Consider the following 24,424-nt stretch of genomic DNA (forward strand, 5'->3'; position numbering starts at 1 on the left):
GTGGCCCAAGCGTAATGCGTTGAGGCAGGAAATGGTAACGACTGTGCATTAAAATCGGCAACGCCCCAGACAGGCTGCCGCGATGGCAACACATCTAATGGAACAGGAAACGGATAATGAATGGATTCACTCGCTGTATTGCGCCAACTCTCGTGGCTTCAATTGTGCTGGCGACAGGTTGCTCGTCCACTCCTGCAGACACGGCGCCCACCCACGCTATCGACCCGGCTGGAGGGGCCATTGAGCTGCCCTTTACCGCCAGGGGCAACGAACCCTTCTGGCGCGCCATTGTGGAGCCGGGCCAACTGGTGCTTGAGCGGATGGGCGAACCTCCGGTCGAACTAAGCTATGAAACCATCCAGCGCAGTGCCACCGGTCGCACCTTCCGTGCTCAAGGAGAAGGTGTCCTGATATCGCTGGTAACCGCCCGCCAGTTGTGTCATGACTCGATGACCGGCATGCCTTATCCCAATCAGGTTCGCCTGAAGGTCAATGGTGACCCGTTCCGCGGTTGCGGGGGCGACCCGGAGGAGATGCTGCAGGGAGCTGAATGGGTGGTGGAGGATATCGACGGTGCCGGCATCATCGATAGCTCACGGGTAACGATCGATTTCATGGCGGCGAACCGGGTGGCGGGAAGCGCCTCTTGCAACCAGTTCAGAGGGGACTGGAAACTGACCGGCGAAGGCCTCGGGTTTACCCGCATAGCGGCTACCAAAAAAGCCTGTGCGCCAGCATTGATGGAGCAGGAAAGCCGCTTCCTGTCGGTGTTGTCAGACATCACCCGGTTTGATATCGGGCGGCATGGTGAGCTGTTGCTGATATCTTCGGATGGCCGGATGATTACGGCGCTTCAGTCCACAGAGTGAGCCCGTATCTGGCGAGGATCCGCTGCGCACGACCATCATCGATGCGCTGTCGGGTGCCCTCTGATAGCAGTTGTGCCAGTTCTTTTGCGCCTTCCCGGGCGGGGGAGAAGGCCACGAAAGCGCCGGTCTTGCTGATCAGTCCCGCTTCGCGGGGCCGGTTTGCGGTCTCTCCGGCGCTTCTGGCCCACCAGGCCATCACGTATTCATCCTCAACAAAAATATCCGTGCGATCCTGCTCCAGCAGAGCAATGGCGCGATTCAGTGGGGAGGGGCCGGAAATGACCCAAACCTTGTCCTGCTCAGTCTGGTGCCGCTCGATGTAGCGGTCCAGTTCCTCAGTGTAGGAATAGCCGTTGATCACCAGCAGTTGCTGGTCCTTTAGTGAGTTGATGCCACTGTAATGCCAGGGGTTGTCATGGTGGGTGAAGAGTGCAATGGATGAGTATCCCTGGGGGACGTCGGGGAAAATGAAATCCGGCGCGTCGGTAATGAAAGCACCCACCACAGCGTCCAGCTGGCCCTCACGGGTCATCTGCAGTGCCCTTGCCCAACTGAGGTTGACGTACTCGACGGTGTAACCTGCCTCGCCGAGGATATCCCGGGCAAGGTCGACCATGTAGCCCTCATGATCACTTCCCGCTTCACAGTTGTGGGGGCACCAGGGATCTGCGGCAATCACAACCGTATCTGGCTGCCCCCGGTATCTGGTAATAACTGCAGCAGAGGGTTCGGTGGCGGAGTCGGCAACCGCCTCGGAAATGTCGTTGTCCTGAGGCGAGCAGCCAATAAACAGGACGAACATAACCGCCAGGACGACGAGTCGCGACATGATGATATCCCGGGGCACCGCGAAGCTGCGGCAACAGCTCCATCATAGCCCCGGTGTCATCCACCTGTCATCTGCCTGTCGGCCCTCCCCCTTCAGGCCAGGGTCAGTAACGGCTTCTGGCATCACCTTCGGAGCCTTCGGTAGGCACCAGTGCCTTGACCAGCTCCTTCATATCCAGGATGCCCACCTGTTTGCCTTTTCTGACCACACGGTAAGTGAGGCTGGTATCGCCATCGGATAGGGCGATGACAGATTCCAGATTATCGCGATCGGAAATGTCACCGGCATAGTCGTCCGGTGCCTCAGCGGTCTTCTTCATGATAGAGCGTACCCGCAGCACCCGGGCCCGATTGATGTCACTGATGAAATCTGTGATGTAAGGGTCATTGGGCGACATCAGGATTTCCTGGGGCTCGCCCTGCTGAACGATGTGTCCGTCCTTGAGGATAACCAGGTGGTCCGCCAGCTTCAGGGACTCATCCAGATCGTGGGTAATGAACACGACCGTTTTCTGCAGCTCGTCCTGCAGTTCCAGCAGCAGGTCCTGCATGTCGGAGCGAATCAGGGGGTCCAGTGCCGAGAAGGCCTCGTCCATCAGCATGACAGGGGAGTTCGACGCCAGTGCCCGGGCGATACCCACTCTTTGTTGCATACCACCTGAGAGCTGGTGTGGATACTGGTATTCATTGCCTTCCAGTCCTACCCGGGCGAGCCATTTTTTCGCATCACCTTCGAAATCCTCCACGGAATAGCCACGAACCAGCAGCGCCATCCCGGCATTTTCCAGCACTGTCTTGTGGGGGAGCAGCGCAAACTTCTGGAAAACCATCGACATCTGTTCGCGCCGAAGTTTTCTGAGCTGGTTCTCGTCGAATTTCAGGACGTCTTCGCCGTCCACCTGGACTTCACCGGCGGTGGGTTCGATGAGTCGGTTGAGATGGCGTATCAGCGTGGACTTGCCAGAGCCGGAAAGCCCCATAATGACGGTAATCTCGCCTTCGTGTATGTCCACGTTGATGTCCTGGAGGCCGAGCACATGGTTGTGTTTCTCCAGCAGTTCGGCCTTGCCCATACCGCCACGGACATGTTCCAGCGCGCCCACAGGGTCCGGGCCGAAAATCTTGTACAGGTTCCGGATGGAAATCTTGATATTCCGGTCCACAATTCGCTCCCTTACTGTTTTTGTGAGGCGTTAATGCGCGCCAGTGAGGCCTTGGTCACCCGGTCAAGGATGACTGCCAGAATCACGATACCGAGACCGGCTACCAGCCCCACGCCAAGTTCCAGGTTGCGAATACCCTGAAGCACCAGAACCCCCAGGCCAGGGGCCGACACCAGGGAAGCGATAACAACCATGGCCAGGCTCATCATTATGGTCTGGTTCACGCCCGCCATGATGTTTGGCAGGGCCAGGGGGACCTGGACCTTGAACAGCTTTTGCTGGCTGGTCATGCCGAAGGCGTCAGCGGCTTCGATTACGTCCTTGTCCACCAGCCGTATGCCAAGGTTGGTAAGGCGGATAACCGGCACAATAGCGTAGAGAATAATCGCAATGCCGTAGAGTTTGGATTCGGTCACACTGAACAGGAAGATCAGCGGGATCAGGTACACAAACGGTGGCAGTGTCTGCAGCATGTCCAGCACCGGAATGGTCAGGCGCTGCATCATATCGCTGCGGGACATGGCTATGCCGATCGGTACGCCGAAAAGAACGCACAGGAAGGCACATACAAATATGATGGAGAGGGTCTCCATGGCATAGCGGTAGTAGTCGATGAAAGCCAGCAGAACCAGGCTGACTGCGACAAACCCCACCAGTTTCCAGGATTTGGTGACAAAGAAAACCACGGCGAGCAACAGCGGTATGACGATCCACCAGGGCGTATTCAGCATGCCGTAGAGGGCGCCATCCAGAAACCAGCTCAGAGGTTGCGTCAAAGGATCAAGGACAACGCTCATGCTGTCCTTGATGGACAGGAAACCCTCTTCAAGCCCCTTGGTCAGTTCCCTTGATTTGGGGAATGCTGCGCAGGACTCATTGAGTGCGTTCATAGACGGAAACGGAAGCTCCCAGAGGGACTCCGGTTCTGCTCCTGTTCCCTTGGTCTTCTGCAGCAACGCAGCCATGGACATCGGCGCGTCACTCTTGCCTTCTGCACACCACTCTTCTAATCCCAGTGATGAAAACAGGAAATCGTAGGTAGCCATTGGTGGTCAGTTCCCCAGCGCATTCAGGTGCTTACGGCTTGCTTTCGGTTCTCCGGTATCGGAGTAGACAGGGCCGGGAGGGCCGGCCCTGTCGGGGTAGGCAGGAGATTATTCTCCCAGTACAGCTGCCAGACGTTCCCTGGCCGAATCGTTCAGCCAGCTGGACCACTCATCGCTGTTGTTGTTCAGGAAATACACTGCCGCTTCTTCGGCGGAAGCATTGTTGGAATCCATCCAGGCCAACAGAGCACTCATGGTGTCTGTTTTAAAGGTCATTTTGCTGAGCATGTCAGCGACCTCTGGCTCACGGTCCTTGAAATCAGTGGTGACAGAGGTCAGTACCGGTGCTGCCGGAAACTCGGATACGCCAGGATTATCGACGTCCTGAGTCTGGTTGCGGGTGTGGACCTCAGGTTTGTGCTCGCCGAGCTCAACACGCGTCATATCGTACTTGCCGAGTGGTACGGTCGGCCCCCAATAGTAGCCAAACCAGGGTTCTTCCGACTGAACTGCAGAAGCCATGGACGAGGCCAGTGTCTCGCCGGAACCATGGTTGAAGACCTCAATGCCGGAGCTTTCCAGATCGAGTGCCTCGATGAGGTTGTCACTGACAACGCGACAGCCCCAGCCGCTCGGGCAATTGTTAAAGCGACCGTCGACCAGCTCCGGATTCTCCATGACCCCTTCGATGGTCGTCAGCTCAGGGTGTTTCTCGGCCAGGTAGGTTGGAATCCACCAGCCTTCAACACCGCCTGGATCCAGTACCTTGCCCAGGCGCTCTACCTTGCCCTGTTCTTCCAGTTCCAGGTAGGCCTCGCCAGCGGAGTTGAGCCAGAGTTCGGTAACGATATCCGGTTCGCCATTTTCAGCCACGGAGGTAACGGCAGGGACGGTGTCAGAGGGAACCACGGTTACATCGCAGCCATAGCCCTGCTCCATGATGAACTTGGCGACACTGGTGACAACGGTGTTTGAAGCCCAGCCCATCTCGGTAATTGAGACCTCACCGCAGTCAGCCTGGGCAAGTGCAGGAACGGACATCGCGCAAAGCAGCGCGACTGGCGTTAGCTTTCGCATGATTGGTTCTCCTTGTTGATTTTAAAAATACGCGGAAAAACATCCGCTTGAGTGGTCCGGATGACCTCTCGAGAAGTGAAGACGCCTGGTTGGTACAGCGTTTTCAGAAGACAAGACAAAGGTTGTGACCTCGGTTACTACGTATATGTAAGAGTAACGCCCTGAGCCTGAGTTACAAGCCATTCATGTAAAATGTCGTCTGAAAGTGAACGTTCCTTCAGGTTTTTCCCTGCCCTGTCAAAGAACTGAAGCAATTCACACGTAGTTTGAAGGGTTGGCTGAGACCGGAGAACGCCATGACTGAGTTGCGTGAACTGACCCTTCATTCTGTTATTTCTGCTGAGCAAGCCCGCCGTGACAGTCGCCAGCGACACCTTCTGCGAACCTTTCTTCCGGAGATGATCCGGCTGGAGCGGCTGTTGGCGGAAGCCCCGGAGGTGGTTTCCGTGGGCACTCTCGCCCGGGTTGCCCTGAAGGACATGGCTCTGCCGATTTACAGGGTCGATATCGGCAGTGATGCGCCAGATGCCCCCGTGGTTCTGCTGGTGGGTGGCGTGCACGGAATAGAGCGCATTGGAAGTGAAGTGGTCGTGGCCTGGCTGCGTAATCTGCTTGCCCGTATTTCCTGGGACAGCCACCTTCGAGCCTTGCTGAACAAAGTCCGTATCACCCTGCTGCCGATACTGAATCCGGGCGGCATGTACCTGAATCAGCGCAGCAACCCCAACGGGGTTGACCTCATGCGGAATGCACCCATCACGGCCCAGGACCGCAGTGCCTTTCTGTTGGGTGGTCAGCGTCTCACCCCGCGTCTGCCCTGGTTCACCGGCGACCCGGAACAGGGTATGGAGGCGGAAAACCGGGCGCTGGAGTCAGTGATCTCGGGCTTGCTACCCGGTCGGCCATTCAGTGTTGCCCTTGATTGCCATTCGGGGTTCGGGTGGCAGGACCAGATCTGGTTTCCCTATGCCTATCGGCGCCGCCCGATGCGACGGATCGCGTCGGTGATGGCCCTGAAGCTGATCTGGGAGCAGGCCTGGCCGGAGCATAACTATCGCTTCGAGCCCCAGTCCCGCCACTATCTGACCCACGGCGACCTGTGGGATTACTTCTATAAACAGATAAATCGCAGCGGCGACGGGGCGTTTATTCCCCTGACCCTCGAGCTGGGGTCCTGGCGCTGGATCAAGAAACGCCCCAGGCAGTTGCTGCGGCTGGACGGTTTTTTCAATCCGCTGGTTCCCCACCGGCACCGCAGGGTACTGAGGAGTCACCTGACGTTCATCGATTTTCTGGTCAGCGCCGCCGCCAACCATGAAAACTGGTTGCCGCGCAACGACGACGAGTCCATGCTTAGGGAAGCCGCTATCGCCCACTGGTACAGGGACCATCACTGACAATGCACTGGATTCTGTTGCGTGGACTGACCCGGGAGCAGTCGCACTGGGGTGAGTTTCCACGGCTGCTTGCAGATGCTTTTCCGGGACAGCAGTTTCACCTGGTGGATCTTCCTGGCACTGGCGTGCACTTTAATGATCCCTGTCCGGAGAGCATCGCTGCCATTCGTGAGAAGGTTCGACACAGTGTTGAGCATATCCCCGGCCCCTACAGCCTGCTGGCGCTTTCCATGGGCGGGATGGTCGCACTGGACTGGGCCCAGCATGCGCTGGAGGGTGAGATCCAGAACCTGGTGCTGATCAACACCAGCTCCGGGTTCAGTCCCACGTGGCGCAGGATGAGACCGGGAGCGTGGCCCCGTATTGTGAGATTGTTGTCCCGGCGGGAGCTCTTTGATCGTGAAGCCGATATCCTGCGGCTGAGCTGCAACCGGCCAGTCAGCCTGGACACCATGAAGCACTGGTACAGTATCCAGCGCCAGCGCCCGGTCAGTTTTCGCACTGCCCTGGCGCAACTGAAAGCCGCCGCCAGCTTCAAACCGCAACCCGAACGGCCGCTGCCAGATGCGTTGCTGCTGGCCAGCAAGGGGGATCGCATTGTTCACTGGAAGTGCAGTGAAGCGTTCGAGCAGCGCTGGCATTGGACCCTCAAGGTGCATCCATCTGCCGGCCATGACCTTGCCCTTGACGACCCGGGGTGGATCATTCGCCAACTGGACAGCTGGTTGCCCGGATGACTACGGTTGCTTGACGCAACTGTTCTTCCGCGTCACTCTCCTATACGATTTATCGCTGTTTACCCATGACGATGTATGGAGCCCGGAACAATGAAGATTCTTGAGACCAAAACCGCCCCGAACCCACGCCGGGTGCGCATGTTCATGTCTGAAAAAGGACTGCTGGACAAGGCTGAGTTCGTTGAGATAGACCTCCAAAAAGGGGAGAACCTGACCCCGGAATACGCCGCCAGGAACCCGATGAAGAAAGTCCCGGTGCTGGAGCTGGATGACGGCACCTGCATCTCCGAAACCATGGCGATCTGCCGTTACTTTGAGGAAAGTTACCCGGATGCGCCGAGCCTGCTGGGTGATACGCCGTTGGAAAAAGCACTCGTGGAGCAGTGGCTGCGCTGGATAGAGTTCTCACTTTCCATGCCCACGGGGATGTGTTTCCAGCACACCACCGGTTATTTCAAGGACCGTATGAACCCCATCAAGGAGTGGGGTGAGGAGTGCCGGACAATGGTGGAAAAGTTCCTGCATTTCCTCGACAAGCAGCTGGACGGCAGGGAATACATCTGTTGCGACCGATTTACCGCCGCCGACATCAATGCCTTTACCTCGGTGGCATTTGCCCGCGTGGTGGATATCCGCATCAAGCCCGAGCATAGCAACCTTCAGGCCTGGTACGAGCGTATCAAGCAGCGCCCATCCGCCCAGGTTTAATCACCGCGGGTGTGTGTCACAGGGTCTGGCCATTTCGGCCCGATTGCGGCCGTTACGCTTGGCCTGGTAAAGCGCTTCATCGGCGCGACTGACAACGGCGTCGATGTCGTCGCCGTTCTGAAAGCTGGCGACACCCAGGCTGATCGTCTGATGAATACGGTTGTCGCCCGCGCTAATGGCTGAATCCGCCATCGAAGCCCGGAGCTTTTCCGCGACCTCGAGAGCGCCATTGCTGTCGGTGTCCGGCAGCAATACCAGCAGCTCTTCTCCACCCCAGCGGCAGAGGGCGTCCTGTCGTCGCAACGCGTCCTCCAGTCGCCTTGCGGTTTCCTGGAGCACCAGGTCGCCGGCGTCGTGGCCATAGGTATCGTTCACCTTTTTGAACAGGTCGAGGTCACCGAGTATCAGGCTGAACGGTGTACCCGCCCTCTGCGCATGTTGCAGCTCATGGTTAAGCAGGGGCCATATCGCCCGCCGGTTCAGTAGACCGGTCAACTGGTCGGTTGCTGCCATTTCTCCGAGTGTCTGGCGGGCTTCGAATTCACTGGTGAGAACCCGGCGCAGGGATTCCATGACGATCATGCCGATGACCATCATAACCAGGGGGTCAAAGAACAGTGGCAGGATGTCGGTGAGGGTGATGTCAAGATAGACAGCCACAACGGCAAACGCTGCCAGGGGAAGCAGGAACAGCAACATCCACTCCCGCAGTTCTCGCACGGCCAGTACTGATACACCAAAGAAACTGATCACCAGGCCATTGCTGATCTGATAAAGCCCGGAGGTACCGGTTTTCAGATAAAGCAGCAGCATGGACAGAATCATTGCCATGACGGCCAGCCCCATCAAGCGTAAAAAATACCGGCTCGGCCAACGGAAACGACCGCAATAGTGCCTGACCAGAGTTGCAAGCGAGGCCAGGATAACGGGGGCCCGGAACAGGAATTCGAGCCCCAGCAGCTCATAGCTGTGGATGTTACGTAAGGGATGGGAAAACTGATAGATGAGCACGGTAACCAGGAGCAGCCAGGCCGCCACCAGGGCAACTTTGCCTTCCAGAGCCTGCAGATGCTCGTCGTAGGCAGATTGCCACTTATCGGGTATCGGGGGCCCTGACAATTGCATAGTGAGACTACTCTTTCGATGCCTGCTTTTTCGCTCTACGAATTTTTCAGGAATTGATTGTATAAAGCAATGAAATTAAAGGTGTACCCACATTGAGCAGGGTAAATACGCTGGTGCACACTCATCGGTGGTAGAGGGCGGTGTTTGTGGCACGCTAGAATGCAGGCTGTTTTCCCCATAATTCCGGCAACGCTTGCCTAAGGAACAGATAACTGGTCTATGACTCAGTCCCAGCAGTTACAGTGCGCCCTGGAGGCCATCGACGAGGCCAATCAGGCAGACCCTAACCGTGAGCAGGTAGGTAATGAACTGTTGCCGAAAGAGGTTGCCTACAGCCAGCATATGACCCGGTGGCTGCATGAGCTTGAACCGCAGCCATCCGAACGCATGCAGATTGCCTGCCGGGCCCAGCATATCGAGCGCTGGACCATACCCCGCGCCGACTTTCCCGAAGGGCGCAAGGCCTACTATGAATGGCGGCAGGCCTGTGGCCGCATGCACGGACGCCGGGCAGCGGAAATCATGGCGAAGTGCGGTTACCCGAAAACAGAGTGTGAACGGGTAGAAACCATCCTGACCAAACGGGAGTTGCGTAAGGATGAAGACACCCAGTTACTGGAGGACGTGGCCTGCATGGTATTCCTGGAGCGCTACTTTGCAGAGTTCTATGATCAGAAATCCGATTATGACCGGGAGAAATGGCTGCGCATTGTCCGCCGGACCTGGGGCAAGATGTCTCCGCGGGGACATGACGCGGCTCTGAAACTGGCTGAAGGCATGCCGGCGCACTTGCTGGAGTTGCTGAATGAGGCGCTGGCCGAAGGTTCCTGACCTCTGGAGCAGCGATTCATCGGTTCTCTTGCTATCCGTGCCACCCCTGTTTATGATAATCATTATCATTAAGGTGTTGACCCGCCGTTCGTTGGCGGCACTGCCGGACAGGATGTTGACATGCCCCCAGCCAACTCGCCACAACCCAGTATTCTGGTTATCGAGGATGACCGTGCCCTCAATGGCCAGATTGCACAACTGCTCGGAAGCCGAGGCTACCTTACCCATCAGTGCTTCGAAGGAGAGAGCGGGCTGCTGTCCGCCGTCAGCCAACGCTTCGATCTGATTCTGCTCGACGTGCTACTGCCCCATCTGAGCGGCTTCGACATTCTCAACCGGCTGCGTAAAACCCACCAGACACCGGTGATGCTGCTGACCGCCTGTGGCGCCGAGGAAGACCGGATCATGGGCTACAGCCGCGGGGCTGACGACTATGTCCCCAAGCCGTTCAGCTTCACGGAACTGCTGCTCCGCATCGAGGCCCTTCTGCGCCGCTGCAGGGGTAGCCACGATACCCGCTCCGACCCGGACACAATCGAACTGGGCAAGCTGCACCTGAGCCGGGTATCCCGTGATGTATTCTATGACGAAACAGAACTCGCGCTGACCCAGATCCAGTTCCGCCTGCTGTGGGTCCTGGTACTGCACCAGGGTGAGGCTCTGAGCAAGCCCTACCTCTATCAGGTTGTACTGGAAAAAGAATTCAGTCGTTACGACCGGAGCCTGGATATGCACCTGAGCCGGGTCAGACGCAAACTGGTAGACGCCGGAATGGCTGCGGATCGCCTGCAGACAGTTCATGGCAAGGGCTACTGCTTCCTGTGAACCATCGCTTGTTATGGAAACTCTGCGGCACCCTGGCTTTGGGAACGCTGGTGCTGTTCTGGGTCATTTCTTTTGTGGGCTCGGAAACCGAGCGCAAGATGAGTTTTATTGACGAAAAATACCAGCAGACCCTGAAGGACTGGGGACGGACGGCCGAGACCCTTTATTCGGGGGGGGATGAGCAGGCTCTGGCAAATTGGCTGGAAGATCTCCAGGCAAGGGAAAGCACCTGGGCGGCCGTTGTCCGCTCCGACATCCGGCCGCTGGCCGGGAGTGAACTGACGGACCGGTTCCGCGAGGGCTTTGGACTGGGGCGGGATGAAGAATGGAAGATTCACCTCTACTTCCCCGAAAACCCTATCATGGAAACCACCTTTGCCGACGGCAACACCCACTTCCTGGTGTTGCTACCCCAGCGCATGCGCCCGGGGACCTATCTGCCCGAGGCCCGGGTTCTGCTCAAAGTTGCCCTGCCACTGGCGGTCCTGGTGGTGCTGTGCCTGGTGATCTATCGCCATTTGATGACCCCGCTGCGCCAACTTGAACTGGCCACCCGACAATTCACTGAGGGTAACCTCGGGGTGCGGGTCCGGGCCCTGTTGGGCAACCGTAACGACGAGCTGGCTGCCCTGGCGGAAACGTTCGACCGCATGGCAGAACGTACTGGCGATCTCATACTGAGTCAGCGACGGTTGATTGCCGATCTCTCCCACGAACTGAGAACCCCGCTTACCCGCATCGACATGGCCGTAAGCTGTCTGGAGGAAGGCATCGACACCCAGCACTTCCTGCCACGCATCCGCCGGGAATGCGGTCTTATGCGGGGTCTGGTCGAAGACACCCTGACCCTGGCCTGGCTGGAGAACGAAAAGCCCAGTCTCGACCAGGAATCCCTGGACCTCACTGACCTGCTCGACAGCGTCCTCGACGATGCCCGCTACGAATATCCCGGTCACCACCTTCAGGCCAGCCTGCCAGAGTGCGCGGGGCTAACTGGCAGCAGTCATCGTGCACTGGCCCAGGCCGTTGAAAATGTCATCCGCAATGCCTGTAACCATACCCCGGCCAATGGCACCGTTCGTGTCTGCCTGGAAGAAGAACAAAGCGGCTTTCGGCTGATCGTGAGCGATGAGGGGCCGGGGGTACCCCCGGCACATCTGGAGCTCATTTTTAAACCCTTCTTCCGCTCGCGCGGACTCTGCAATGACCAGCCTTCAGGTCATGGCCTGGGGCTGGCACTGGCAAGACGCCAGGTAGAGGCTGCCGGTGGCTGGATCAAGGCCGAGAATCGCAAAGACGGCGGGTTGCGAATGGTTTTGTGGTTTCCCGCACCAAACCATGAATCCTGATTCGTAACAATTGTAAAAGTATTTCACATTGTTCATTTGCTAAATAAGAATGTGCGCCAAATAGGAATCGTTTTCAGTTAACGGAGCGCACATGAATATCAAGGCGTCAGACGCAGTCCGTCTCCCGGCAAACCGTCGCAATACCCTGGCAATGGCGGTAATGGCGATCATTGCCAGCCCCTCCACGATCGCGCAGGAAGACACTCGCGCACTTGAGCCGATTGAAGTAAGCGCCGATCGTGAAGCCACGAGTGACCATATGGTGACCGAAGAACGTCTTGAACGTTACCAGGCAGAAGATCTGGAGGATGTTTTCGCCAGCCAGCCCGACGTGTCTGTTGGTGGCTCCGTCGGCATCGCCCAGAAAGTCTATGTGCGCGGCGTCGAAGACCCGCTCCTGAACGTTACTATTGATGGCGCAACGCAAGCCGGCGCCCTGTTCCACCACACCGGTCGCCTGGCCGTGGAACCGGAACTGCTGAAGCAGGTAGAAGTGGACGCTGGCGCTGGCCGGGCCACCTCCGGTGCCGGCGCTCTCGGTGGCGCTATTCGTTTCGTCACCAAAGACCCGGAAGACCTGCTACGCCCCGGCGAACAGGTGGGTGCCCTGGTCAAGCTGGGGTCGTTCTCCAACACCGATGGCTACAGGGCCAGCACCACACTGTTCGGTCGGCTGAACAACCAGTGGAGCACCATGGTGTCTGTCAGCCAGAGCGACCACGAGCGATTCGAAGATGGTGACAACAACGAAATTCCCGGTACTGACGCCAGACAGCAACTCGGCTTTGCCAAACTGGTCGGCCAGCTGCCGGGAGACCAGACCCTGAAACTGAGCCATGAGGTCCGCACCGACGAGGGTGAACGGCCCCAGCGTCCCCAGTGGATTGTCAGCGGTTTCAACTCCCTTTACGAACTCGATGGCCGGCGTGATACCACCACTGTGAACTATGGTATCGCTCCGGAGGCTAATCCGTGGGTGGATGTCGCCCTGACGGTCTACCACACGGAGTCCGAGATTGAGCAGAATGTGGAGGATCGTTGGGGGAGGTACTTCGGCTTCACCCGCAGTATCGGCGGCGATCTGCGCAACACCAGCACACTGGGTAGTCATGCACTGACCTACGGTGTGGATTATCGCGAGGATAAGGTCAATGCCGGCGGCGCGGCCGATCGCAGAGCCGAAGAAGAAAACGGCGAGGTTGCGGGTGTCTATCTGCAGGACGACTATCAGGTGACCGACCGGATACTGCTGAGTGCGGGTGTGCGCTACGACGATTATCAACTGGACGACAACAACGGCGAGAGCTTCAGCGAAGATGATGTCAGCCCGAACGCCAATGTCGCGTGGGAAGTATTGAGTGGCCTTACCCTGAAGGCAGGCTATGCCGAAGCCTTCCGGGGCCCGAGCACCCACGACACCTTCAAGATTGATCGCGCCAGCAACGATCCGGACCTGAAGGGAGAAAAAGCGAAAAACACCGAAGTTGGCTTTGACTACGTCTACCGCAATTTCACTCTCTCAGCCGAGGTATACCGCTCGGAAATCAAGGACGCGATCGCCGATCCCCTGTTTGGCCCGGCCATCTACGAAAACATCGGTGATCTGGAATCCGACGGTTACCTGATCGGTACCACCTACCACATCGGTGGCCTGCAGGCCGGGCTAAGCTTCCACAGCAATGACGCCGAACTGGATGGTGATCCGCTGACCGTCTACGAACATAACCTGCTGGGTAACACCGTGGGCGACACCTGGGTGGCAGACCTGGCCTACCGCTGGGACCGCAACCTTGAGTTTGGCTGGCAGGGTCGTTTCGTGCAGGGCGTCGACAGTGTGGAAACGTCCGTTGGCACCATCGACAAGCCCGGTTACGGCGTGCACGACCTGTTCATGCACTGGCTGCCGACCGGCAATGAGGACCTGCGGCTGACGGTCACGGTGAAGAATGTTGGCGACAAGCAATACCTTGACCATGCCAGCAACGCCGACTATCAGCATATTGCAGGCTATGAAGGTGTGGTGGGCCTGCCGGAGCCAGGACGGGATGTACGGCTTGGTCTGGCCATGCGGTTTTGATGCAGTCCATGTTGTCGATACGGTTTCTCGTCGCCCTTCTGGGCGGCGTACTGTTGCTTCAGGCCGCCGCCGCGCAGGCTGCCAGCACTGTCACCGATCTGGCCGGTCGCACGGTGACCATCTCTGAGCAGGTCAGGCACATTGTGCTCGGTGAGAGCCGCTACATTCCAGCGCTGGCCATCCTCGAGGGTGACCGGGTGGCGGACCGGCTGGCAGGAATACTGCCGGATTTTGAAAAAACCGACCCGGCCGGGTACGCCCAGTACCTCAGGCGTTTCCCCGGACTGGCCGACGTGCCCCGTGTGGGTCATGCCTCCGCCGATAGCTTCAGTCTCGAATCCGTTCTGGCCATGGGTGCGGACCTGGCGATCTTCAGCGTGGAAGGTCATGGCCCCGGCGCCCGTAACCGCGAACTGATTGACCGGCTGGAACGCGCGGGTGTGGCCGTCATTTTCATCGATTTCCGCCAGGACCCGTTGCGCAACACGCCCAAAAGCATGGCGGTCCTCGGTGAAGCACTGGGCCGGCAGACCGAAGCACAGACCTTCAACGAGTTTTACCGCAGCGAGCTGGCGCGGGTAACGGAAACCGTGGCGGAGATACCCCGCAGCGAATGGCCGTCGGTATTCCTGCACAGCCGGGTGGGTCTGCATGACAGCTGCTGTGAGACCATGGTTCACGGCATGATGGGCTTGTTCATCGAGGCCGCTGGCGGCCGTAATGTTGCCGCCGGGCGGATTCCCGGCGTCAGCGGCGTGTTCAATCTGGAATACCTGATTACAGCCCAGCCGGATCGTTACATTGCCACAGCCATTGGTTCTCCCGGTCTGGAGGTACCCGCCGAAGAGCAACCCTATGTGGTGCTGGGCGCGGGTGTGACCGAAGCCGCTGCCCGTCAATCCCTGAAGCGGGTGAGTACCCGACCTGGTCTGTCCGCGCTGGAAGCCATACGTGAGCAGCGGGCTTTTGCCATCTGGCACCATTTCTACAACACCCCACTGAACGTGGTGGCGGTGCAGGCGCTGGCCCGCTGGCTCCATCCCGACAGGCTGGACCACCTGCGCCCCGAGCAGACACTGGAGGCGTTCTATGCACGTTTCCAGCCGGTGAGCCTGGACGGCACCTATTGGGTCAGCCTCAGGGAGGCAGGGCAATGACTTCCGCCCAATCGTCGGCTGCGCAAGGCGGGCTGGCGGACCAGTACCGCAGCTTTGTCATGCGACGGGTACTGTGCCTGGTCGCCCTGGCGCTGGCGGCCATTATCGCGGTGTTGGTGGATGTGTCTTCAGGGCCGTCATCGCTGGGGCTGCTGGATGTTGTGAGAGGGCTCTGGAATCCCACGGTGCTTGAAGCGGGTACCCGGGTGATTATCCAGGATATCCGCATACCCTATGCCCTGATGGCAGTGGTGGTAGGTGCCTGCCTCGGGCTGGCCGGGGCTGAAATGCAGACGGTGCTGAACAACCCGCTGGCGAGCCCCTATACCCTTGGTGTCGGGGCAGCGGCGACTCTGGGTGCCTCGCTGGTGATTGTCTTCAACCTCTCGCTGTTCGGCCTCGCCTCGCATATCCTGTTGCCCCTGTCCGCCTTTGTGTTTGCCGCTACCGCTTCGCTGTTGATTCTGGTGCTGTCCCGCACACTGGGTGCCTCGGTGCATGCGGTGGTGCTGTTCGGCATCGCGTTGTTGTTCGGGATCAATGCCGTTGTGGGGCTGATCCAGTTCGTTGCCGATGCCGAATCGGTGCAGCAGATCGTGTTCTGGACCATGGGTAGCCTGGCTCGCGCTTCCATGGACAAGGTGGTTATCGTGGCTCTGGTGCTTGCACTGTGCCTGCCATTTTCATTGCGTAACGCCTGGGCAATGACCCTTTTGCGCAGTGGCGAAGAGCAGGCGCGCAGCCTGGATGTGCCGGTGGAACGCATGCGCCTGATGGTGCTGATGCGGGTCAGCCTGCTGACAGCGGCGGCCATGGCGTTTGTCGGGGAGATTGGTTTTATCGGGCTGGTGGCGCCCCACATCGCCCGGCTGATGCTGGGTGAGGATCACCGGTTCCTGCTGCCGGGCAGTGCCCTGGCTGGAGCCTTACTGCTGTCCCTGTCGTCCATTGCCAGCAAGCTGTTGGTGCCCGGAGTGGTGTTGCCGGTGGGCATTGTTACTGCCCTGGTGGGTATCCCCTTGTTCATTGCGCTGATACTTGGCCGCGGTGGCCGGGGGGCGGCGCTGTGAGCCTGAAACTGGAGCAACTGACCGCCGGCTACCGGCGTCGGCCGGTATTTAGTGACCTGACTCTGCCAGTGATCAAACCTGGCTCACTGGTAGCTGTGGTCGGCCCCAATGCCGTGGGCAAGTCCACCCTGCTGAAGTCACTGGCGGGGCTGTTACCGGTGCAGGGGCGCATCGAGCTGAATGGCCAGGAGCTGACTGCACTGGCGCCGGCCATGCGGGTTCACCGACTGGGTTACCTCCCGCAACCGTTACCCCAGGCCATTCCCCTGGTGGCTTATGAAACCGTGCTCAGCGCCTTCCGTTCTGCCCGCGGTGGCTGGAGGCGGGAGCAAACTGAACAGGCCATAGAGCGGGTATTCGACACCCTTGGCATCCGTTCGCTGGCGCTGAGGCGGCTGTCGGAAATGTCCGGCGGGCAGCGGCAGATGGTGGGCCTGGCACAGGTTCTTGTACGTCAGCCGCAATTGATGTTGCTGGACGAACCCACCAGTGCGCTGGACCTGCACTGGCAACTCAATGTGCTGAACGCGGTGAAAGCAGCCACCTGCAGCAACGGCGCCATCGCCATGGTGGCCAGCCACGACCTGAACCTGGCACTGCGCTACTGCGACCAGGTCCTGGTGCTCGCGCCCGGAGGCCGGGCGGTGATGGGAGAGCCTGAAGAAGTGCTGACGCCTGAGCTGCTGGCGCGCACCTACCATATCGATGCCCGCATCGAGCGATGCTCCCGGGGTCACCCCATTGTTCTTGCCGACCGGCCGGTTATGCCGGTCACCACACAGGAGATAACGTGATGCCAGCCAAGCACGCTGTTGTGAATACCGACGATGCAGCCCGCTACCTGAAGCGGCTGTGTAAACACTTCAGCCACAAGATTGATGCCCGTTGGGACAATTCGCAGGGCCGACTGGAATTCGATATCGGCCAGTGCCGTCTCCGGGCTGCTACTGCAGGCCTGGAACTATACTGCGAGGCGCCGGACCAGCAGCAACTGGATCAACTGGGCGAGGTGGTAGCCTCGCACCTGGTCCGTTTTGCCGCAGGTGAGATTGACGCGGTTCACTGGCACACGGTGGCCTCGCCCGACGCCTGACGATCGCCAGTGGCCAGTGCCCGCAGTTGCCGGGCGTCGTGCCGCAGCACCTGTTCGCAGTCTTCGCCGAACCATTCCAGGGAGGCATCCACCTGACCCCGGTACTGCAGGTATTCCAGGCAGGGGTGATAATCGCAGGCACCTTCAAGCAGCGGTACCATGGCCTGTCGGCTGCCCGCCGGAGAATAGACATTGGCGGGCGCAAATTCCGCCAGCAGCTGCCGGGAGCGCACATTCTTGAAGTGAAAATGGCGTACCCATGGTTCCAGATCCAGCAGGCCTTCCAGAGGGTCGGCACCGGACTCCCAGATATGCACCACGTCGAAGTTGAGGCCCAGGGCGGGATGATCAACCTGTTCCAGAAGCTGGCGGGTTGAGGGTACCGTGTCGGCCAGGGTTCCCGGATGGGTTTCCACCACAAGGTCAAGGCCGTATTCGGCCACACACTCACACAAGGCCTGCAGGCGGCAGACGAGCTCCTTGCGCTCGGCGGCGCTGACCTCGTCGCTGCCACGTTTTCCCGCGAAGGTACGCAGACGCGGTGCCCCCCACCGTTGCGCCAGTTTACAGAGCTGGCGGGTCCTGGCCAGGGCGCTGGTTTTGCAGCCGTCCAGGGGCAGGTAGTCGCTGATCATGGGAATCCGCAGCCCATGGGACTGAATCCATTGCTGGTTGTAATCGGCCCGGCTCGCCAGATGCCTGGCATGGACACCCCAGAGTTCAATGCCGTCAAATCCTTCTGCACCGGCCCAGGTAGCCAGTTCCGGCAGTGAGACGAGGTGGTGACGAAACGAGATGGTGCACAGGTGCAGGTGAATCATGTGGAGGCCTTCGGGAGCGGTTGGTGTTCTGTTGCAGAGGCCGCATTGGTGTCTGATCTGCGCTGCTGCCACCATTCCTCGAACAGCGCTGTCAGTGCCTGTTTGATGCGGAATTCCCTGTCGTCCTGCTGGTCCAGCAGGTGCTCGATGCCTTCAACCAGCGAACGGTCACCACTCATCACCAGTTTCATAGCCCGGAACTGGATGCGGGTGCAGGTTTTCACCAGTGTTTCGATGTCATCGCACAAGCTCTCGAAAAAATGGTTGGTCTCATCGACCTGTTCCCCGCGCTGTTCCAGGAACCAGGCGAAGGCATGTTCGTAGGCATACTTGCGAATGGCCATCACCGGAATTTCGCGGAATGCCAGGGACAGGTGGTTCAGTGGCTGCGTAGCCTCGTCGCCCAGATGGGCTCGCAGTATGTCGCGAAGAGCATCGGTAAACGGGTTGTGATCCGCTTTCATACACTGGGCGAAGTAGGCGGCTACGGTTTCATCTGCGCTGTGGCGGATATCCACGTCGTCGAAGTAGAAGCCGCCTGCGGCGGCAGGCGAGCGAATCGAGTCCAGAATCATCGCTCGTGGCAGGATGCCTTCCCAGCGGAAATCCGGGTCGGACATATACCACTCCTCGGGGTTATCCGTGGTTTCGAGCATGACGTAGTGCGGGAACGGATTCTGTTGAAACTTGTTCTCCCGCTCTGGCAGCCGGTACATGTCCAGCATTACCATGATTTGCCGCTCCGAGGGCCTGGTGTAGAGCAGCTCATTCAGGGTGGCAATGTTGTGCTCTTTGGGGGCCGCGGCATCGAACCACTCGTGGATCTGGATGCCGTAAAGCTGGCGGTACCAGTTACGGAAATCCTCATGGCGTGTATGGGGGGAGTGATAGGACAGCACCTTGTCCGCACTCACCGAGAAGTCGGCATCCCACACCCCAAAGTAAAAGGGACGGTGGTCCACGCCCGGGGTGCGTTTGATGATCTCGCAGACGCAGCTGACGAAGCAGTGGACCTTGATCATGCCAGTACCTCGTGTTGCCCTTCGGCCAGTAACCGCGCCAGGTCACGGACCGTTTCAAGGTTTTCCCCGATAAAGGCGTCTTCCGATATACTCAGCCCGTTTTCCAGTTCCAGGGACACCAGCAACTCCATCAACATGATGGAGTCCAGCCCGAGATCCGCGTTGAGCCTTGCGTGAGTACTGAAGTTATCCAGTCGCGCAGCGGGAAGGTGTCTTTGCAGGGCCACGCGGATGGTTTCAGTGATCGGCGCGAGCGTTTGGCGCCCGCCGGAATCACGGTACTTGCTCATGCCGGAGTCTCCTTATGGTGCCTGTGGGTACTCAGGCCGTATCGCTCGCTCAGGTAACGGCGGCTTATCTTGCCGTTTGCCAGCCGGGGTATTTCCTCCACCTGCTCCATGGCTGCGGGCACCTGGTGGGGTGAGAGCCGCTCTCGGCACCAGCGGCGCAGGGCTTCGGTGTCAATCTCGTGGCCCGCCACAAATGTGAGAAACACCCGTTCGCCGGCGTAGGCATCGGGTTGCTTCCAGGCTACTGCCTCGCGGATTTCCGGGTGTTGCAGAACCACGTTTTCAACGTCAGCGGGATAGACGTTGATGCCGGCCACATTGATGGTGTCGTCCATGCGGGCGATAAAATGTAGGCAACCATGGTCATCCATATATCCGAGGTCCCGGGTGCGGGTCATGCGTTCGCCGGAGCTGACACAAATCTCGGCGGGCTTGTCCGCGCTCTCACCGGCAACAACATCCAGGTGTTCCAGGGGCGTTCCCACCATGCCGGCTTCGGCCACATGGCAGGCGATGGCAATACAGCCGGTTTCGGAGCAACCGTACTGTTGGAAAACTCCTCCGGAACGGGCTTTTAGCTGCTCCAGCAAGGGCATGGGAAGCGATGCCCCTGAAACCATGACGCGGTGGAGTGTCTGCTCGTCCGGCAGCATTCGCAGCAGCAGGCTGAGCAGGGTGGGAGAGGCGTACAGCAGAGATCGGGGGTGGCTGCGGAGCTGGTCAAGAATGAAGCGGGGGTTGAGGTTGGTGACGATCCGGGGCACGACACCGCGCTCAAGACCGGCAAAAAATCCGCAAATGAGGCCGTAGGAGTGAGTGACCGGGCAGGCGATCACCGGTGTCAGTTCGTCTGCCGCGGAGAAGGTCCGGATATAGGTTGCAAGCTCCCGGTCGATGTCCCGCCAGGAGCGGCTGATGGGTTTTGGCGTACCCGTTGTGCCCGAACTCAACTGGATCAATTCGCCCCCTGCAGCGACTGTCCGTGGGGTGTTACCCTCGGGCCGGGGGAGAGCTTCCGGCTGGCCGGAGTCGCCGTACAGGAAGTGGGTGCAGTCAGTGCGCAATGCCAGTTCTCTGGCCGCGGATTTCGGTGTGCCCGGGTGTATAGGAAGAACGCTGCCCCCCCTTTCACGCCATGCCAGACACAGGGCAAGCCATAGAAACGTGTCCTGGAAACACACCGCGATACGGGTGTTTTCCGGTGTGGCCAGCTCGGGCAGGGAGAGAAACCGGTCCGCCGCACGCTGGCAGTCATCGCGGCTGTAATGGGTGTCGTTGATTACGAACAGGGTGTCGGTGGTGTTGGTTGGCAACATGGTCATGCTCTAACAGACTGGGTGGGTGTGATAAGGGCGGCAGCGGTCTGGCCGCAGTTCCCCGTCAGCGGGTTGGCGATGCGGTGATGGCATTCCGGTGCTGCGGGCCCGCGCAATTTACGGGTCATCAGTGATTCACTCAGGATGGACGGCGCTGTCGCGCCCAGTTGGTACAGGCGAGCTTCCAGTTCCGGATGGTCGCGGCGGTGGTTGGCCAGCACTGTGCGAACCTGCTTCCAGAAATGCGCTTCGCAGAGACCGAATTGATCCTCACAGAAGCCGGCCAGCTCGCTGAGGTTGTAGACAAACAGGGTATCCATCGCCAGTTCCCGCAGGGCCTCCGGAGTGGCCATGCGGTAATAGCGATTGTCGGCGGCATTCTGGTACATGGTGTTGCGGGGACCGAAATCCGGCTGGCCAGTGGAAGGCGCCAGGTAGCTTTCGACGTATTCGACGCTGTCATGGAAATCCCGCAGGGCGATGCCCACTGGCCAGCCGTCGCAATGGATCAGTACCGTATTCTGGGCATGTGCCTCAACACCGATGCCATGGGCGACAAGCAGGTGCCAGACCGGCAGGATAACCACTTCCAGCAACCTGGCCAGCCAGTGCCGGGGTTGATAGCGCTCAAGCCAGGGCGCTATCAACGGGCTGCCGTCGTCTTCAACCGCTGTCAGTGCATTGAGCGGCAACGCCTGTTCACCATGGCGCAGGCGCCCGTTAATACTTTCCCGCCACAGGCATCCAAGGTGGCCGGCAATGCTCTGGTGTCCGGAAAACAGGGTGCTGGCGTATTCAGCCATCAACTCGAGCCGGTACTTCTCGGCGAACCGGTCATCGCTGGCGACCGTATTCGCGAGCCAACGGGATATCGTTGGGGCTGACGGCACGGAATGGGGTTCCAGCGTGCGTATGGAAGAGGTGTTGCCGACCGCCAGCGGCAGTTTCAGTGTGGCCTTTCCGGGGCGGGACACATTGAACAGCGAGCGCAGTGACTGGCCGGGCCGATACCGGTCGCCAAGGGGACCCAGGTGGCGGACCTGGCCGGTGGCCAGTGAGGACTCCAGTTCGGAATTACGCAAATGCTGCCACTGCCAGGGATGGACCGGTATCGCGGTAAACCGGCTCCAGTTGGCACCGGTCCGGTTGAACGCGGCTCGTAACAGGTAGGCCTGTTCATGCCCGAGTTCGTCAAACCAGAAGGCTTGTTCCTTAATCGGAATGGCCAGGTCTGTGCAGCTGCGCTCAACGGCCAGCCAGTGCAGCCGGAACCGATTCCCGGATTCCGGGCCGTAGTGTTGATGGTCAGACAGGCTGAAGCCGGTGCGTGCCTTGAAGCAGGGATGGTACGGGTGGCCCTCGTCAAGGGCGGCGTCCAGCGCTTCAAAATCCATGGCGCGACGGTCGCGGGTAACAGGGAAATGGTCGCGGTTCCAGCAGCAGAAACGAACGGTTTGTTGCAGCTCACTGAGCAGTGCGGCCCGCACCTCCGGGGCTGCCGGGAGTTGGGCTGTCAACTGGCTGAACGCTGGTGTCTGGCGACGTTTGCCATCGTCGGCAACCAGGGTGTTGATATCGAGCCTTATACGGCCAAACCCACGGACTTTCCCCCGGCAATGGCAGTGGAGTCTGCCGATGCGAAAGAACAGGGTTTGCCACTGGCCCGATTGCGATTTATTGCCCCGCCACGGGACCAGGCGCTCGAACAGCAGGGCTTCCAGTAGTTGGCGGGTGACCCGTTCTGCCGGTTGTTCAGGGTCCGGACTGGCCAGCGGCAGGGTCTTACGCAACCGCATGATGACGAACCTTTTCCGGTTTTGCCGGGCAGCCGGTGAGGGGATTGCTGATACTGGTATACACCGCCATTTCCAGGTCCGCGTTGAGTTCATCCACATCGTGGACGCGGGTAAGCAGGTTGCCCTTGTAGGGCAGGCGTCTGTCTCTCAGCACCATCTGGACCAGCGGCACGGCCGGCCCGTTCAACGACGGCAGTAACAGGCCCAGTCTGTGCCTGACCTGGTCAAGCAGGGTCTGCTCCGCAACCAGCTCATCCTGTCCGAAACGGGCAATCACAGAAAACAGCTGGTTGACGATCAGGTAGTAGCAGAAACGGTCCCTGATCATGGCATCCCGGTAAAAGAGTTCTGGTGTGGAGGCGACGCCGGGTTCCAGGTCGGTCAGGTATTCCCGCTTGCTCTCGGACAGGTAATAGCCCTGGTTGTCCCGATAGAAGTACCGGCGTGGGTAACCGGCAGACAGATCCAGAAGGCTGTTCTGCTGGTGGGCTTCAAGGGCGACGCCATGGTCGTCATAGAGTCTGAGCGCGGGCTCAATGGCGCAGGCCAGGTACTGCCGGAACCAGTCCTGGCTGACGGCTGCCAGGCTGCGCCCCTCGTTGAGGGCGAGCCCTTCAATGACAGCGCGTAGCCTGGACGGCTGTCCACAGACCGGATCCTGGGTGATGGCTGCAATTGAGAATATGCCGCTGTCCCGCCCCTGGCAGAACGGGTTATCCCTGATTATGACTTCGAACCCGCTTTCTTCACTGCCGGGCAGCCTTACGGTCAGCCAGGCCGGGTCGCTGATAATGCGGAAATGTGGGTAGCTGTCATTGAATCCGGTTTTCTCCGTCAGGCCTGCCATAACCATACCGGCCCGTAGTTCCCGATACTTGTTGATGCGCAGTGAGTTGGTAATCTTCACCGGTATCGAAAACTTGAACATCCAGTCGCACTGGTCGCTGTAGACCGTGCGGACCGACGAAGTGGCGGTGAAAACGGGGCCGAGGTCGCCCAGAGGCTGAATCAGCCCTCGGGTAATTGCGGACCGGACTGAAGGCTGTGTCATAAGCCACTGGGCCTGCAACGGGTGAACCGGTATCAACACCCGCCCTGGTGCCGGATGGACGGGACCCCGGCCCTGTGAGAGAGCTTCGGAAATCATGTCCTCGGCACTCAGGGCAGCTGCGGATCCCTGCTCCACCAGTGAGCGGTGCACCGAGAAATAGTCCAGCCGGAAGTTGCCAGCCAGTTCCGGGGCGTAGACACTGTGCTGCCATTGGGGGAGACCCTGTCGGCTCTTCGGCGTGGGGTGGCCGCTGTGTCCGAAGAGCAGTGACTGCTCGGTATCGATGAACCGATCAGAACCCAGCCGGGTGTCGCCACGACGGGCCGCGACGTAATGCGCCGTCACCTGGTAGCTTTCGGCCAACCGGCAGAGCAACTCAAGCTCCCTGGATTTACGCAGTTCCGGCACCATCCCGCCGGTAAGCCCATAGAGCTCCCTGATCAACATGTAGACCGCCTGTATGGGCTCAATGCCCGACCAGCTGTGCTGGCCGGCGTGCCAGACCCGGACCTTTCCGAAGCGATGGCGCCCGGCCTGTGAGCGGTAATGTGTATCAATGGCAAGGCGGGCCCGCTGCAGGTCCAGGCGCAGCACGCACACCTCGGGGCCCTGGTAATCACCGGAGGGGTCAGTGCTCCAGTTGTCGAGGTCGGTCCATTGCCCGGGATCCACCTCGCGGAGGTAGCAGTAGAGGAAGGCGTGAAAAGTTGCCTGCTCAGCGATGGCGCGTGCTGACGGTCCCATACGTTCGTCCTGTCTGGTTATTTACAGACAAG

23 protein-coding genes are annotated in these 24,424 nt (G+C 59.4%); 12 read left to right on the forward strand and 11 right to left on the reverse strand.

From position 1 onward, the window contains the following. The first annotated feature begins 116 nt into the window (after positions 1-116). Complete coding sequence (locus ABJM11_RS18325; RefSeq protein WP_348294180.1) at positions 117-869, forward strand: META domain-containing protein; 753 nt, start codon at positions 117-119, stop codon at positions 867-869. Here ABJM11_RS18325 and ABJM11_RS18330 read toward each other — a convergent pair. The 4 genes from ABJM11_RS18330 to ABJM11_RS18345 form a co-directional block, all read right to left on the reverse strand. After that, positions 844-1,698 (reverse strand): transporter substrate-binding domain-containing protein, encoded by an 855-nt coding sequence (locus ABJM11_RS18330; protein ID WP_348294182.1) that lies wholly within the window; start codon positions 1,696-1,698, stop codon positions 844-846. The two genes, ABJM11_RS18325 and ABJM11_RS18330, sit on opposite strands and share 26 nt — an antisense overlap. Positions 1,699-1,801: 103 nt before the next feature. Further along, complete coding sequence (locus ABJM11_RS18335) at positions 1,802-2,860, reverse strand: betaine/proline/choline family ABC transporter ATP-binding protein (RefSeq protein ID WP_348294183.1); 1,059 nt, start codon at positions 2,858-2,860, stop codon at positions 1,802-1,804. 11 nt (positions 2,861-2,871) lie between these two features. After that, the gene (locus ABJM11_RS18340) at positions 2,872-3,906 is read right to left on the reverse strand and encodes an ABC transporter permease subunit (protein ID WP_348294184.1); all 1,035 of its coding nucleotides are present in this window, start codon (positions 3,904-3,906) and stop codon (positions 2,872-2,874) included. Between the two features lie 108 nt (positions 3,907-4,014). Continuing rightward, complete coding sequence (locus ABJM11_RS18345; RefSeq protein ID WP_348294186.1) at positions 4,015-4,983, reverse strand: ABC transporter substrate-binding protein; 969 nt, start codon at positions 4,981-4,983, stop codon at positions 4,015-4,017. Between the two features lie 296 nt (positions 4,984-5,279). Here ABJM11_RS18345 and ABJM11_RS18350 point away from each other — a divergent pair, with 296 nt between their 5' ends. The 3 genes from ABJM11_RS18350 to ABJM11_RS18360 all read left to right on the forward strand — a co-directional run bounded on the left by ABJM11_RS18350 (position 5,280) and on the right by ABJM11_RS18360 (position 7,825). Further along, positions 5,280-6,380 (forward strand): M14 family zinc carboxypeptidase, encoded by a 1,101-nt coding sequence (locus ABJM11_RS18350; RefSeq protein WP_348294188.1) that lies wholly within the window; start codon positions 5,280-5,282, stop codon positions 6,378-6,380. Between the two features lie 2 nt (positions 6,381-6,382). Further along, complete coding sequence (locus ABJM11_RS18355) at positions 6,383-7,117, forward strand: alpha/beta hydrolase (RefSeq protein WP_348294190.1); 735 nt, start codon at positions 6,383-6,385, stop codon at positions 7,115-7,117. Positions 7,118-7,207: 90 nt separating this feature from the next. Continuing rightward, complete coding sequence (locus ABJM11_RS18360; protein ID WP_348294191.1) at positions 7,208-7,825, forward strand: glutathione S-transferase family protein; 618 nt, start codon at positions 7,208-7,210, stop codon at positions 7,823-7,825. Here ABJM11_RS18360 and ABJM11_RS18365 read toward each other — a convergent pair whose 3' ends face one another. Further along, entirely contained in the window at positions 7,826-8,950 is a 1,125-nt protein-coding gene (locus ABJM11_RS18365; protein WP_348294192.1) for a GGDEF domain-containing protein, read from the reverse strand. A 219-nt stretch (positions 8,951-9,169) separates the two neighbouring features. Between ABJM11_RS18365 and ABJM11_RS18370 the strand changes: the two genes are divergently transcribed. The 8 genes from ABJM11_RS18370 to ABJM11_RS18405 all read left to right on the forward strand — a co-directional run bounded on the left by ABJM11_RS18370 (position 9,170) and on the right by ABJM11_RS18405 (position 17,352). Further along, positions 9,170-9,781, forward strand: a complete 612-nt coding sequence (locus tag ABJM11_RS18370; protein WP_348294194.1) for a DUF4202 domain-containing protein — start codon at positions 9,170-9,172, stop codon at positions 9,779-9,781. Between the two features lie 120 nt (positions 9,782-9,901). After that, positions 9,902-10,606, forward strand: a complete 705-nt coding sequence (locus ABJM11_RS18375) for a response regulator transcription factor (RefSeq protein WP_348294196.1) — start codon at positions 9,902-9,904, stop codon at positions 10,604-10,606. Beyond that, the gene (locus tag ABJM11_RS18380; protein WP_348294197.1) at positions 10,603-11,955 is read left to right on the forward strand and encodes a sensor histidine kinase; all 1,353 of its coding nucleotides are present in this window, start codon (positions 10,603-10,605) and stop codon (positions 11,953-11,955) included. Before ABJM11_RS18375 ends, ABJM11_RS18380 begins: the two co-directional genes overlap by 4 nt. A gap of 91 nt (positions 11,956-12,046) precedes the next feature. After that, positions 12,047-14,032, forward strand: coding sequence for a TonB-dependent receptor domain-containing protein (locus tag ABJM11_RS18385; protein ID WP_348294198.1), 1,986 nt, complete (start codon positions 12,047-12,049; stop codon positions 14,030-14,032). 8 nt (positions 14,033-14,040) lie between these two features. Next, positions 14,041-15,189, forward strand: a complete 1,149-nt coding sequence (locus ABJM11_RS18390; RefSeq protein WP_348294199.1) for an ABC transporter substrate-binding protein — start codon at positions 14,041-14,043, stop codon at positions 15,187-15,189. Beyond that, entirely contained in the window at positions 15,186-16,259 is a 1,074-nt protein-coding gene (locus ABJM11_RS18395) for an iron ABC transporter permease (protein WP_348294201.1), read from the forward strand. The genes ABJM11_RS18390 and ABJM11_RS18395 overlap by 4 nt, the downstream gene beginning before the upstream one ends. Then, positions 16,256-17,053, forward strand: coding sequence for an ABC transporter ATP-binding protein (locus ABJM11_RS18400; RefSeq protein WP_348294202.1), 798 nt, complete (start codon positions 16,256-16,258; stop codon positions 17,051-17,053). The genes ABJM11_RS18395 and ABJM11_RS18400 overlap by 4 nt, the downstream gene beginning before the upstream one ends. Next, positions 17,053-17,352, forward strand: a complete 300-nt coding sequence (locus ABJM11_RS18405; protein ID WP_348294204.1) for a DUF2218 domain-containing protein — start codon at positions 17,053-17,055, stop codon at positions 17,350-17,352. The genes ABJM11_RS18400 and ABJM11_RS18405 overlap by 1 nt, the downstream gene beginning before the upstream one ends. On the opposite strand, the gene ABJM11_RS18410 is transcribed toward ABJM11_RS18405, so the two are convergent. From ABJM11_RS18410 to ABJM11_RS18435, 6 genes are read right to left on the reverse strand one after another with little or no spacing between them, the layout of a single operon-like run. Beyond that, positions 17,319-18,173, reverse strand: a complete 855-nt coding sequence (locus tag ABJM11_RS18410; protein ID WP_348294205.1) for a sugar phosphate isomerase/epimerase family protein — start codon at positions 18,171-18,173, stop codon at positions 17,319-17,321. The genes ABJM11_RS18405 and ABJM11_RS18410 overlap by 34 nt on opposite strands. After that, positions 18,170-19,195 (reverse strand): DUF6005 family protein, encoded by a 1,026-nt coding sequence (locus tag ABJM11_RS18415; RefSeq protein WP_348294207.1) that lies wholly within the window; start codon positions 19,193-19,195, stop codon positions 18,170-18,172. Before ABJM11_RS18415 ends, ABJM11_RS18410 begins: the two co-directional genes overlap by 4 nt. After that, on the reverse strand, positions 19,192-19,485 hold the full coding sequence (locus ABJM11_RS18420) for a phosphopantetheine-binding protein (RefSeq protein ID WP_348294208.1): 294 nt from the start codon (positions 19,483-19,485) through the stop codon (positions 19,192-19,194). The genes ABJM11_RS18415 and ABJM11_RS18420 overlap by 4 nt, the downstream gene beginning before the upstream one ends. After that, positions 19,482-20,801 carry an AMP-binding protein gene (locus ABJM11_RS18425; RefSeq protein ID WP_348294209.1) on the reverse strand — a complete coding sequence of 440 codons (1,320 nt, stop codon included), beginning with the start codon at positions 20,799-20,801 and terminating at the stop codon, positions 19,482-19,484. Before ABJM11_RS18425 ends, ABJM11_RS18420 begins: the two co-directional genes overlap by 4 nt. A gap of 2 nt (positions 20,802-20,803) precedes the next feature. Then, entirely contained in the window at positions 20,804-22,597 is a 1,794-nt protein-coding gene (locus tag ABJM11_RS18430) for an IucA/IucC family protein (protein ID WP_348294210.1), read from the reverse strand. Continuing rightward, a complete protein-coding gene (locus ABJM11_RS18435; RefSeq protein WP_348294212.1) occupies positions 22,584-24,392 on the reverse strand; it encodes an IucA/IucC family protein in 1,809 nt (602 codons plus the stop codon). Before ABJM11_RS18435 ends, ABJM11_RS18430 begins: the two co-directional genes overlap by 14 nt. Between the last annotated feature and the right edge of the window lie 32 nt (positions 24,393-24,424).

Origin of the sequence: Marinobacter sp., assembly GCF_039977835.1 — a bacterium.
Taxonomy (GTDB): domain Bacteria; phylum Pseudomonadota; class Gammaproteobacteria; order Pseudomonadales; family Oleiphilaceae; genus Marinobacter.